The following is a 12,538-nucleotide window of genomic DNA, read 5'->3' on the forward strand; positions in this document are numbered from 1 at the left end:
CCGTCGGTAGGTCGCGAGCTCACGCCGGGCTCCTGCCCGGCCGGTCTCCGTTGTGGAGCAGCTCCTCGAACAGCGCGCGGTAGTGCACCATCGCGCCGCGCAACTCCTCCGTGGTCGCTTGATGGCGGGCGCTGCGTTCATTGATGTCGTGGGCGGCGCGGTAGTGCTCCAGAGTTTCCCCGTGCTCGACCGACAGGTCCTTGACCTGCTGTTCGTACCCTTCGGTCGGGTAGCCGCGCTCGCTCATGAGTGTGGTCACCAGGCGGTCCGCGTCGTGGACGGCCTCGTCGGGCCGGTCGACGAACTGCTCCTGCACCCGGGCCCAGTCCTGCGAGTAGCGGTCGCGGGCGGCGGCGGGCAGCGGCTTGATGTCCAGTGCGTCATGACGCTCCTGGCGCTCGCGCAGCTCCTGCTCACCCGCCCTGCGGCTGTCCTGCTCCTCCACGGTCCGCTCGTACTCCGGGCCGAACCGCTCCTGCAGCTCGTGGCGGCGCACGGCCACCATGCGCGCTGCCACCGCGCACGCGATGAGCACCACGACGGCGACGATGATGATGATGACGGTGAGGGACATCGAGTCCTCCGCTCGTTGGCCGAGCCCGTATTGGCCGAGCCCGTACACGGCAGCCCATGCGGCGGGCCGATGCCCTTACCGGGGGCCCGACAGCGTGCCCGGCAGGGGAGGGAGGGGGCCGCGCCCGCCATCGGGGCGTCCCCGGGGGGACGGGAGCGGGCGCGACGACCACGGGAGTCGTGATCGCGCACGACTCCTAAGGCTGTGCGGCAGTCACCTCCGCAGATGCGGAGGTTATGCCTCCGCTCTCCATCGTGCTCCCTGTCGCTCCCGGCGACAAGGTCCTGGTCGCGGGCGGCCAAGCCGGGCGAAGGGGGCTGTCCCGTGGCGGTGACTCAGGCCGGTTCGGGCTGTGGCTGCGGCAGGAGCGCCGGGGCGGCGTCCGGCACTGCCCAACGACGGGTGGTGCGCAGGTAGCCGTGGATGACCGAGCCCATCGCGAGGAGGACGAGCGGCCCGAACACCCACGGGTGGGTGGCCATTTCCACCGGGAGCCAGCGGTACGACACCAGGAGCGCGGCGAAGACGGCCGTCCCGTAGGCGACCAGCCGCAGGCCCGAGCGGTCCCAGCCGCGGTCGAACGTGCGCAGAGCCATCTCGACGGTGAGCGCGAACACCACGCCCGCGACCAGGTCCACGCCGTAGTGGTAGCCGAAGCCCAGCGTGGCGCTGAGCGTGGCGATCAGCCAGAACGTCCCCGCGTACCGCAGCAGGCGGGGACCCTTGCGGGAGTGGATGAAGATCGCGGTGGCCCAGGCGGTGTGCAGGCTGGGCATGCAGTTGCGCGGGGTGATTCCGTCGTACGGCACCGGGTGGGGCATCGTGATCGGCGTCGGCGTGTGGGGCCACAGGTTGGCCACCGACCACTCCACGCCGCCGGTGCCGGACGCGCCCGGCCCGTACGCGAAGATCGGTCCGACCACGGGGAAGATCATGTAGATGGCCGGCCCGAGGAGGCCGATCACCAGGAAGGTGCGCACCAGGTGGTGGCGCGGGAAGCGACGCTCGGCGGCCACGTTGCGCAGTTGGTAGAGGGCGACGACGATCGCGGCGACCGCCAGCTGGGCGTAGATGAGGCCGAGGACGTTCGAGCCGATCGAGCCGGTGGCGTCGAGCAGGCGGCCTGCCAGCCACGACGGGTTGCCCAGGGCGTGGTCGGCGGTCGCCACATAGGGGTCGAGCACGGTGGGGCGGGTCTTCGAGGTGATGAGCAGCCAGCTGTCACCGATCTTGCGGCCGGTCACGAGGAGCAGGCCAAGGCCGACGCCCTTCAGAAGCAGGGCGCGTTCCCTGCCGGTGCGGCGCGTGATCGCGAGGACCGCGCATCCCAGCATCGCCCACAGCGCGCCGTTGCCGAAGAGATGGCCCTCGGGCACATGCACGCCGAGCGCCCAGCGCGCCAGCACGAACACAACGTCGACGCCGACCGCGACACCGGCCGCGATGAACCGCTGCCGCCAGGTGAGCACCACCATCATCAGCGCGAGACCGCCGTACAGCGGCCCCGGCTTCGGCGCGAATATCACCTCGCCCACCTGGGTGGTGAGCGGCCCCGCCACACCGCCGTAGCGACGCGCGGTGATCTCCAGGCCGATGAGGAACGCGATGGCCACCAAGCCCGCCGTCGTCCACAGAACCACGCGTGGCCGGCGCCAGGGGGCGGACTCGATCATGCGGCTTATTCGTGCATTTCTCTTTGAAAGTGTAGATATCAATTGTTTTGCCGATTTGTTAGATGCCGGAGCGGCGGATGAGGCGGGCGCATGTCGAGCATCGATCATGCCACCGGCGTGATTCGGGCGACTTCGCGGGGACCGGGAGACGCTCCGAGGCCTGCCGGGCCGATAGGTGCCCCGCGCATCTCCGACCGCCTGACTTTGGCCGGATTCCTCATCTGACGGGTGTTCGGATATGGCCATACTCGGGGCTGGGCGATCCGTCCCGATCCCTCTGTCCGGAGGCCGCTGATGCCGCAGACCAGTGTTCCTGCAAGCGCCCTGCTCAACGCCTGGCTCTCAGGCGCCGAAAGCGCGTACGGCCAGCTCAACCCGGCCGGTCCGCTCTACGTCGGCGGCGCCGCCGCCGAGGCCGCGCTCACCGACTCCAGCGACTCCCTCTACGGCTTCTGCTCCAGCCCGAGCGGGTCGCACGGTAGCTGGTGTTGCTGATTCCGGAGGACAACCGGCGGGCCCTTCGTGGAGCGACTTCTCGCGAAGGGCCCGCCGCCTGACCGGCCGCCCGCTTCGCGGGCCCCTTCAGGCGCCCTGCTGGGCGCGAACTCGCGGTGGGACGGGGACGGTTGATGGGGAGCGCACCAGTGCCGGGAGCATCGGACGAGACGGAACACTTCGCCCAGCCCGTACGGAACATCGCCCGCCCCTGGCGGGACCAACTGGCCGGTAAACTGGCCGAGTTGGGGTCCCTGGGGCGGGCGGAACGGGACGTACTCCTGGAGGCGGGCCACACGGCCCTGCTCCGGTCACTGCACGCGAAACTGTCCCGTCTGTTCCTGATCGAACTGCACGCGCTGCGCCTCGCCGGTCCGGGCGCGCACGCGGAGTCCGCCGCCGGGTCGGGCAGAGCGACCTGGGACGCGTTCATCGAGCAGGCCGGGGCGGAGGGCTACCTCGCGGGGCTGAGCGACCGGTACCCGAGCGTCAACCCCCGGATCGCCTCGGTGGCCCGCCTGTCGGTGGCGGCCACGGCGGACTTCGCCGCGCGCCTCGCCGGGGACCGCGACCTGCTGGGGCCGCTCCTCGGCGGGCCGGCGGGCGAGCTGCGGGCCGTCGAGTTCGGGGCCGGAGACTCCCACCGGGGCGGACTGACGGTGAGCCGGGTCGACTTCGCCGGCGGCACCGTGATGTACAAGCCCCGGCCGTCCGAAGCCGACGTGGCGCTGGGCGCGCTCCTGGACGACCTGTTCGCCGGCCTCCCCGGCGCCCCGGCACCGGACCGCCGGATCCGGGTGCCCGCGACACTGGCTCGCGACGGCTACGGCTGGGCCGAGTTCATTGGCCACCGCTACTGCGCGGACGAGGCCGAACTCGCCGAGTTCTACCGCAACCTAGGACACTGGCTGGCCGTCCTCCGGTTCACCGGCGGCACCGACATGCACGCCGAGAACATGATCGCCGCGGGGCCCGTACCGGTGATCGTGGACGCCGAGACGCTCTTCGACGCCCCCGCTCCGTTCCCGCCCAGCGGCCGGGGCGAGGCGGTGGACGTGGCGGCCGCGGCGATCCGCCGCACCGTACTGCGTACCGGCCTGCTGCCCGTGCGCGGCACCGGCTTCGCGCTCGGCGGCGTCGACATCTCCGGAATCGGCGCGCTGCCCGGGCAACAGCCGCTGATTCCGCACCCGGTGATCGCCGGCGGCGGCACCGCCACGGCCCGCTTCGAGGTGGACCTGGTGGCCATGCCCGTCGCGGGCAACCACCCCGCCGCCACGCCCGTCCTGAGCACGTACTGGGACCGGGTCCTGGCCGGATTCCGCGAGATGACCGCGCACCTGCGGCGCCCCGGCCTCGACCCGTACCGACTGCTGCGCCGCTTCGAGGGGGCCAGGGCCCGGCGGATCCTGCGGCCCACGCAGGCGTACGTCGACATCGGGCGCATGCTGTGGCACCCGGCCTCGCTGCACGACGAGGCGGCGGCGGTCGAGCGGGCCCGGGACATCCTGCGGCGCAACGCCGACGCGCTGCCCGGCGCGCCGACCGCCCGCGCGGCCATCGACGCCGAGATCGCGGACCTGCTGGTGGGTGACGTACCGATGTTCAGCTTCACCGTGGACGCCTCCGCCGTGCGCGACACCGTGGCGGACTGGCGGAGCGCCGACCTCGCCTTCGAGGAGTCGGTGATCCAGGACGCGCTGGTCGGCGCGTACCTGAACGAGCGCTCGCTGCCCGCCCGGGTGCAGGCCGCCGCCCGGGATCCGCACGCCCGCGACCGGGAGCGCCGCCGCCGTGACCTCGCCGCGCAGATGGTCCGCAGGCTGTGCGACGGCGCGGTACGCGGCGAGGACGGCACGGTCACCTGGATCAGCCCCGTCTTCACCCCGGCCGGATGGTCGATCCGGGTGCTGCCCGCCGACCTCTACACCGGCCAGGGCGGTGTGGCCCTCACGCTGGCCGAGTACGCGTCCGAGGTGCGGGCCGGGCGGGCCGATGAAGTGCCGGGCTTACGAGAGACGTTCGAGGGCGCGCTGCGCGTGCTGATCAGCACCGAGGACCGCACGCCGACGCCGTCGGCCGGGGCCTTCAGCGGGGCCGCTTCACAGGTGTGGACGTGGCTCGCGCTGCACCGGGTCCTCGGCGAGGACCGGCTGTTGAAGCGGGCCGCCGAGCGGGCCCTGCTGCTCGTGGGCGGACCGCTGGTCGACGAGGACGTCGAGGTGGACCTCCTCAACGGCGCGGCCGGAGCGGTCGTCCCGCTGCTCGACCTGGCCGCCGCGACCGGGCAGGGCCGCTGGCTGGACGCCGCGGCGCACATCGGCGGCAGGCTGGCCAAGCTCGCCGTGTCCGACGGCGAGGGCGTCCGCTGGCCGACCCGCCTCAACCCGGAGGGCATCGGCGGCTTCGCCCACGGCGCCACCGGCATCGGCTGGGCGCTGACCCGGCTCGCCCTCTCGGAGGCGGGCTCCGCCGCCGAACGCCGCGACTGGAACCGCCTCGCCGAGCGAGCCTTCGCCTTCCAGGAATCCCTGTACCGCCCGGAGTACGGCAACTGGCTCGACGTCCGCGTCGGCGCGGAGGAGGACTTCTTCACCAGCTGGTGCCACGGCAGCGCGGGCATCGGCATCGGCATGCTGGACCTCCACCGCCGCACCGGCGACCCGGCCCACCTCGACATGGCCCGCCGGGCCGCCCGGGCCTGCGCGGCGGAGGGCTTCGGATGGAGCCACACCCTGTGCCACGGTGACCTGGGCCTCTGGGAGTTCCTGACCGCCATGGGGCCGACAGCCGCCGCCGGTCCGGACACCGGGAGGCTCGTGGGCCCCGAGGGCGACAGGCCTGCGGGACTTGACGACGTCAGTCCCGAGCGTGCCGAGGGCGGAGGCCGCGCGCGCCGGGGTGATGAGGCCGCCCTCGCGGCTCTCGACGGTGAGATCCTCACTGGTCTCGAACAGCGCGGCCCGGTCGGCGGCCTCGCCCGGGAGGCGTTCTCGCCGAGCCTCATGTCCGGCCTGGCCGGAGTCCTCCACACGCTTCTCCGGATGCACCCCGACGCCGACCTCCCCAACCCCCTCCTGCTCGACTGAACAAGGCGCGGGCGAGGGATCGCGGTACGGGGCGTACGAAGGCCGGGCGCGTCCGGGGCGTCGGCCGTCAGGCCCGCCGGTCCTCGGGCTCCGGCAGCCGCAGGGCCTGCCGGGTGCGGCTGCGGATCCGGCGCAGGACGTGCCACCGCTGCCGCTGCTCCCGCGACAACCGGTCGAGCTCCTCGACCAGGCGCTCGGACCGCTTCTCCACGTCGAGTTCGTCGAGGATCCGGTCGACCTCGGCGAGCAGCGCCCCGTGCAGTTGCCACTGCCGGGGGTGCCGCCGCACCTCGGCCAGGAGCAGGTCGGCGACCCGGTCGCGGCTGGCGCGGCCGGCCGTCAACTCGTCCGTCAGCCGCCGCTCCGCCTCCTCGGCGTTGGTACTGACCTGCGTGGTGATGAGTACGGCGAAACTCTCGATGGCCCGGGCGAGATGCTCGAAGACGTCCCGCAGGGCGAGCCCCACGTCCGTGTCGAAGAGGTGCTCCTGCGTGCGCTCCTTCGCGAGGTCGGTGAGCGACCTGCACACCACGCGCAGCACCACCGCCGAGATCTCCAGAGTGTCGAGGCCGGTGCGCAGCACCACCCGCGACAGCAGCCCCTCCTTGACGCGCGGGTTGAGCCGGAGGCTGTCCTCGGCCTGCCGCAGGGACACGTCCACCTGGGCGATGTCGTGGTCGAGCCGCCGGGCCTCGTGGAGGCGGGCCGCCGCCTGTGCCACCGGTGTGTGGCCGCCCACCTCGTCCCCGAGGTCCACCAGCAGCCGCCGCATCCGCGCGGCGAGCTCCTCGATGGCCCCTCCCGCGGAGTCCACCCACACCGGGGGAGCCAGCAGCACGTTGAACAGCATGCCGACACCCGCGCCGATCAGTGTCTCCAGGACGCGGTCCCAGGCGGTCGCCGAGACCCGGGTCACGCCGAGGACGAGCATCGCGCTGATGGCCACCTCGGGGACGAACTCGCCGACCTTCACGAAGCGTCCGACCACGAGGGCCGCCAGGATGATCAGCCCCAGACTCCACCAGGTGAGACCCACCAGGGAGCTGAACCCGACGGCGAGAAGCACGCCGACCACGACGGAATTCACCCGGCGCACTGCGGTCACCAGGGTGGTGTACAGGGTGACCTGCACGACGAGCAGGGCGGTCAGCGGGGCGGTGAGGGGCGCGGGTTCGCTGCTCAGGCGCAGGGCCACGACATAGGAAATGACAGCGGCCGCGGTGGAACGCAGGGTCTGCACCACGGCCGGCTCACGGCGGCGGCGAGCAAAATCGAACAGAGGATCGGTGAACTCCCACACCTCCCACCCCTTCCCCCTCGGCGGAGTTCACACGCAGGCGCGTACGGCAGCCGGCCGCGCGGGTCCCCCTCAGGTGCCGCTGCCCCACAGCGCCGGGAACGCGGAAAACCCGAGTGCGCTCCTTCGCACGGCTCTGGGAACATGCCCGGATGGTCCACCGCCTCGAACCCCTGGTCGTCCGGCACACCCACCGCCTGCCCGCCCCCACCGGGCCCGCAGGGCAAGGCGGCGTCGCCGCGCGGCAGTTCGACGCCGCGTTGATGTCCGTGGGCTTCAAGCTGTCGGCGGAGCTCCTTGGACACCTGTCGGCGCTGTCCGAGGGGACGGTCGTCGACACGGCCGTACGCACGCTGGAGACCGTCCGCGCGATGGTCGGGGACCACGTCCGGCACAACGCCTACTTCATCGACTTCCCGGCCAATGTGCCGGACACCTACGCCTTCTGGCAGCAGTGCGTCGCCGAGGCGGTCGGCAGCGACGCCGACCCGGTGTGGCTCGGCGAGGGTGTGGTCGACCTGCTGACCCTCCCCACGTACGGCACGTACCAGCACACGTATGCCGAACTGCTCGCCGCGCATGGGGAGTTGATCGCCACCGCAGGTGACCGCCTGACTGTCCTGCACCTCGGTGGCACCCCGGACGACGAGGTCGCCGCCCTGTATCTGGCGATGGCGGGGAGCACCACACCGCTGGGCGACGAAGGCCTGCTCGACCTGGTGGTGCTCGCCGCGCACTGTGCGGCAGGCCCCCAGCCGCGGACGATTCCGATGCGCGAGAACCGCGCGGTGGTGAACCGCGCCCGCGTCGAAAGCGGCGCGGATCTCCTGCTCGACACGGTGACCGATGTGCTCCGGCTCGCCTGCGCCCTGTCGGACGGCGATGTCACGCTGGCGGAGCCGACCCGGTTCCGCTCGCCGTCCCGCCGGATCCGGCGCGCCCTGCTCGCGGGCCTGGACTCCGTCGTCGCGGCGAACCCGGCCAAGCTCGCCGACGCCTGTGCGCACCGCGAGGAGTTCAAGCGCCTGGGCGAGCGGCTTCACGCGCGCGAATACGAGGCCCGGTGGCCGCACGCCGCCGATGTGTTCGCCGTGGCCCGGGGTGAGAAGCGGGCCCGTACCTTCGACAGCCGTGTCGAGGAACTGCTGGGCGCGGACGATGTCCCGGGCGCGGTAGGGCTGTTGGAGTCCGCGCCGGGCAAACTGTTCCGCTCTCTGGACCGGCTGCTGCGCCTCTGCGGCACGGCCGCCGAGCGGGACGTGGTGGTGTCCGCCGTGGAGCGGCTCGCCCCCGATGTGTCGGGTCGGGTCCTGCTGTCGGTGCGCGAGCACGTGGTCAACCGCGCGGAGGCGCGCGGCGACAACCGTACGGAGGTGAGCGGCGACAGCCGCGCGGGGGCAAGCGGTGATGGTCGCGCGCCGGCAAACGGCGACAACCGTACGGAGGCAGACGGCGACAACCGTACGCAGGCAAGCGGCGATCGCCGTGTCTTCGTCAACCGTCTCGGCCGTGCATGGGTCACCGCCGAGTCCCGCCCGCCGCTGCCGGAGGCGGAGCGCACGCGGCTGATCGCCGTCCTCGACGCCGAGACGCGCCGTCGGCTGCCCGAGCCGGGGCACCTGCTCATCGATCCGGACGTCCTCGATGTCGCCCTCCCGCTCAGCGGCCGGGCGACGGCGGCCGGCCTCGGGGTGCTGCCGCGCGGCTCCCTCACCCCGGTCGACGGCGAGCTGCTGCGGTTCTTCGTGTACTGGAAGCAGACGAGCCGGACCACCGACTACGACCTGTCGGCGCTGATGCTCAACTCCGGTTACGAGACGGTCTCTTGGCTGTCCTACACCGCTCTCACGGAGGTCGAGGGGGAGCACTCGGGCGACATCACCGACGCACCCGAGGGGGCATCGGAGTTCATCAACCTGCGCCTGGGGGCCGCACGCGGGACCTACATCGTGCCGCAGGTCAACATCTTCTCGGGCGAGGGCTTCGAGGAGGTCGAGGAGTCGTTCTTCGGCTTCATGCTGCGGGAGGGCGACCAGGGCGGCCGCCCCTTCGAACCACGTACCGTACGCATGAAGTCGGAGCTGCGCGGCCCCGGCCGTGTCGCGCTGCCGCTGGTCTTCGTACGGGGGGACGACGGCCGCTGGCGCGCGAAGTGGCTCCACGTGTACCTCAAGGGAACCCCGAGCGCGAACCGGGTCGAGGCGAACAAGGTGTCGGTCGCGACCCTGGTGCGGGGCATCGTCGAGCGCGACCACCTCACGGTGCGGCACCTCACCGGCCTGTTGGCCGACCGGGCCACCCGCACCACTCGGTGGGACGGCAAGACGGTCCCGGACGGCCCGGTGACCTACATCGGCCTGGAGCGCCCGGACGGACTGCACCCCGGCTCGCGCGTCATCACCCCGGAAAACCTGCGCGACTTGATCCCCGAGTGACTGCTACGTTGGGACCCGGCGAGGCCATGAACGGACTTCCTTCTCACACTCCTTGAAACTAGTCCCTTCGCTTTCCCCGCCCTCGACATGACGGAGCCGGGGTGCCCATGGCACCCCGGCTCCGTCACGTCCTGTCCGCCGGCGGCGCCGCCGGCCGGCAGTCCGCGTACGCCGAGATCGGTGTGACTGACAGCGCCGTCAGCCACACCGCGCCCGCCGGAAGCGGCTTTAGAACCCGTTGAAGCGGTGGTGGCCCTGGAACTTGCCCTCCCACTGGGAGTGCAGGCAGCCGGAGCCCCAGGCAGCGTGACCCCCGCCTGCGCCGGCGAACGAGCCACAGGCGCTGGTCTCGCCGCCCGAGTGGTGGTCGTCGTCCCGGTCGTGGGCCAGCGCGGTGCCGGTGCTGCCGAGGACCGCGACGATGGCGAGAGCGCCGGCGGCGAGGGTGGTGCGCATACGCATGATTGCTCCTGTCTGGGCGATGGGGTGAGGAACAGGGTGATCAGTCCCCGGTGCCCGCCGGTTGTGAAACCTGTGTCACCCGACCGCCGCCACGGGCGGGCCACCGGCCGGAGACGGCCCGTTTCCCGTCCGCGAACGGCATCGGCGCGGCTACGACACGACGCGGGACGCCGCACCGATCAGGAGCGGGCCGTTGGCCCGCCCGGGGGAACGCCGCCCCACACCCGGCAGCCCGCAAAGGGGCTTCGATCAGCCGGTGACCGCGGCTGCCGAGCGCACCGCACGCGTCCCCGGAGAGACCGAGAGCCGCACCACGCTGCCCGGTGCGACGGCGGGTACACCGGGCGGCAGCGCCCAGGCGATGGTGCGTTCGCCGTCGCCCGTGTCCAGCGCGAGGAAGCGCGGCGCCGCCTTGCTCCGGCGGGGTTCCATGCGGAGCACCTCGCCGGTGACGGTCCGAGGGGCGCGCCGCTCCAGAACGGCCAGGGTCAGGTAGTACGCGGTCAGCGCGCCGAAGCAGACGATCCCCACCACCTCGCCCGGCAGCGGCCCGTCCATGGCCCGGGTGAGCCAGTCGCGGGAGCCGGCGAAGTTGCCTGGCATCATCGCCAGGAACGCCACGACCGGCGTCCAGCGGCGGAAGCGCCCGGCCACCGCCACGCCGAGGAGGGCGGTGACCACCCAGCCGGCGCTCAGCACGAGGCCGGGGCGGCGCAGCGAGTGCTCCGCGTCGGGGCCGTCGATGACGGCCCAGTCGGGCTGGCGCAGCACCGCGAAGAGGTACAGGCCCACGGTCACCACGCCTGCGGCGCAAGCGAGTTGGAGGAGCCGGGACGTGGTCGCGCCGAAGCCCGGGCGCAGCCGAGGGTAGCTGATCCGCACCGGACGCCAGGTGCCGCCGTAGGACGACCAGACCCGGCGCTTGTCACCCGCGTCGAAGCCGAGCAGGCGCCCCGCGCGGCTGGTGACGCCGAGCGCGGTGCCGTATCCGAGATAGCGGTCCCACACGGTGACGGCCGCCGGCGGCAGCTGCGCGAATTCCTCGTGGGCGTGCAGCCAGGTCCGGACCCCCGCCCAGTGCCCGGCGCGTTCGAGGCCCCGAGGGGTCGCGCGCTCGCCGAGCACCCGCGCGAGGAGCCACATCAGCGCGACCGCCGGGAGCGCCCCGAGCAGAACGGCGCCACGAACGCCGTGGCCACCGGCGATGACGGCCACCGTGAAGGGCACGCCAGGGGCGAAGGCGGTCACATAGAACGCGCCGGTGAGGAGCCGTGCGAACCGGGGGCGGGAAAGCCCGCGCAGCCGTGCTTCCGTGATGATCTCCTGGCGCAGCGAGCCGTTCCAGGACTTCGCGCTCTCCTCGGCGCGGAAGGCGATGGCCCGGATCGGGGCGCCGGTCGCTCCGGCCCGTTCCACGACCCGGTCGAGGACGCGGCGCTCGTACGCGGTGAGGCCCTCCGTGTCCTTCCCGGTGACGTGGACCGTGCTGTGTGCCGGGTCGTCGTCGGGCTGGCGCACCTCGATGAGGCCGCGCGCCGCCAGGTCCAGGAGGGTGGCCGCGGCGGCGCGGTCGACGGAACGCCACCGGTTGGCGAGGAGTGCGACAACGGCCGGGGACTCCGGGTCCGGCCCGAACTCCTGCGTGGCGGGGCCGGTTTGGACGGTGCCGTTGCGCGTGGCCGCCAGCGCGAGGCCGAACATCGCGAGCCACAGACCGATGAGCCCGGCGCCGCCCCAGTACAGCTCTGCTTCGAACGTCACGCGAACCGCACCCGCACCGCGTCCTGCGGGGCGTCCCCGGCCTCGAAGTACTCCCGGCGCGTATGGGCGCCGCCCAGACCGGCCACCACGTTGCCCGGGAAGCTCTCCAGCGCACTGTGGTAGCTCTGCACGGCGCTGTTGTAGAACTGCCGCGCGTAGGCGATCTTGTCTTCCGCCGTGGTCAGTTCGTCCTGCAGCGTGGCGAAGTGCCGGTCCGCCTTGAGCTGCGGGTAGCTCTCGCCCAGGGCGAGCAGCGCGCCCAGGGACGCGGTCAGCGTGGCCTCCGCCGCCGCCTTGTCCATGACCCCCAGGTCGCTGCCGACGGCCGCACCGCGCGCGGCGACGACCGCTTCGAGCGTGGTCCGCTCGTGCGCCGCGTACCCGCGCGCACCCTCCACGAGGTTCGGTATCAGCTCGTGCCGCCGCTTCAACTGCACGTCGATCTGCGCCCACGACGCCTGCGTCTGGTTCCGCAGCCGGACCAGCCGGTTGTACGTGCTGACCAGCCACCATGCCAGTGCGACCACCAGCACAGCGACGATTCCACCCACGATGACACCCACGGTGTCGCCCCCCAAAGAAAATAAACTCGATGGTTCGGCCCCCGGCCGAACCTGGAGATCGTAAGTCACCATCGCCCGGCCGGTCGCCAGGAATAGCGGCGGCTCACGTGTGCCGGGTGGGTCGGACGGTGGTGTGACCGCGGTGCTGTCGACGACCGGTGTGGTGCTGAGGGTGCTCGCTTCTGCGCA

9 protein-coding genes are annotated in these 12,538 nt (G+C 72.5%); 3 read left to right on the top strand and 6 right to left on the bottom strand.

The window, feature by feature from the left end:
- Positions 1–19 precede the first annotated feature (19 nt).
- Positions 20–574 (bottom strand): hypothetical protein, encoded by a 555-nt coding sequence (locus ACFYZA_RS14865; protein WP_388490533.1) that lies wholly within the window; start codon positions 572–574, stop codon positions 20–22.
- Between the two features lie 335 nt (positions 575–909).
- On the bottom strand, positions 910–2,247 hold the full coding sequence (locus tag ACFYZA_RS14870) for a phosphatase PAP2 family protein (RefSeq protein ID WP_388490535.1): 1,338 nt from the start codon (positions 2,245–2,247) through the stop codon (positions 910–912).
- A 294-nt stretch (positions 2,248–2,541) separates the two neighbouring features.
- On the opposite strand from ACFYZA_RS14870, the gene ACFYZA_RS14875 reads away from it, so the two are divergent.
- Entirely contained in the window at positions 2,542–2,742 is a 201-nt protein-coding gene (locus tag ACFYZA_RS14875; protein ID WP_382584750.1) for a DUF6229 family protein, read from the top strand.
- 149 nt (positions 2,743–2,891) lie between these two features.
- Positions 2,892–5,831, top strand: a complete 2,940-nt coding sequence (locus ACFYZA_RS14880; RefSeq protein ID WP_388490537.1) for a type 2 lanthipeptide synthetase LanM family protein — start codon at positions 2,892–2,894, stop codon at positions 5,829–5,831.
- Positions 5,832–5,898: 67 nt separating this feature from the next.
- On the opposite strand, the gene ACFYZA_RS14885 is transcribed toward ACFYZA_RS14880, so the two are convergent.
- Positions 5,899–7,131, bottom strand: a complete 1,233-nt coding sequence (locus ACFYZA_RS14885) for an aromatic acid exporter family protein (RefSeq protein ID WP_388490539.1) — start codon at positions 7,129–7,131, stop codon at positions 5,899–5,901.
- 149 nt (positions 7,132–7,280) lie between these two features.
- Here ACFYZA_RS14885 and ACFYZA_RS14890 point away from each other — a divergent pair, with 149 nt between their 5' ends.
- The gene (locus tag ACFYZA_RS14890; RefSeq protein WP_388490542.1) at positions 7,281–9,563 is read left to right on the top strand and encodes a hypothetical protein; all 2,283 of its coding nucleotides are present in this window, start codon (positions 7,281–7,283) and stop codon (positions 9,561–9,563) included.
- 228 nt (positions 9,564–9,791) lie between these two features.
- Here the strand turns inward: ACFYZA_RS14890 and ACFYZA_RS14895 are convergent, their stop codons facing one another.
- From ACFYZA_RS14895 to ACFYZA_RS14905, 3 genes are all read right to left on the bottom strand, one after another.
- Positions 9,792–10,025: a hypothetical protein gene (locus tag ACFYZA_RS14895; protein ID WP_382584765.1), complete on the bottom strand. Its 234-nt coding sequence runs from the start codon at positions 10,023–10,025 to the stop codon at positions 9,792–9,794.
- A gap of 249 nt (positions 10,026–10,274) precedes the next feature.
- A complete protein-coding gene (locus ACFYZA_RS14900) occupies positions 10,275–11,786 on the bottom strand; it encodes a DUF2207 family protein (protein ID WP_388490544.1) in 1,512 nt (503 codons plus the stop codon).
- Positions 11,783–12,337, bottom strand: a complete 555-nt coding sequence (locus ACFYZA_RS14905) for a LemA family protein (protein ID WP_388490547.1) — start codon at positions 12,335–12,337, stop codon at positions 11,783–11,785. The genes ACFYZA_RS14900 and ACFYZA_RS14905 overlap by 4 nt, the downstream gene beginning before the upstream one ends.
- Between the last annotated feature and the right edge of the window lie 201 nt (positions 12,338–12,538).

It is taken from the genome of Streptomyces sp. NPDC001828 (assembly GCF_042892175.1).
GTDB lineage: Bacteria > Actinomycetota > Actinomycetes > Streptomycetales > Streptomycetaceae > Streptomyces.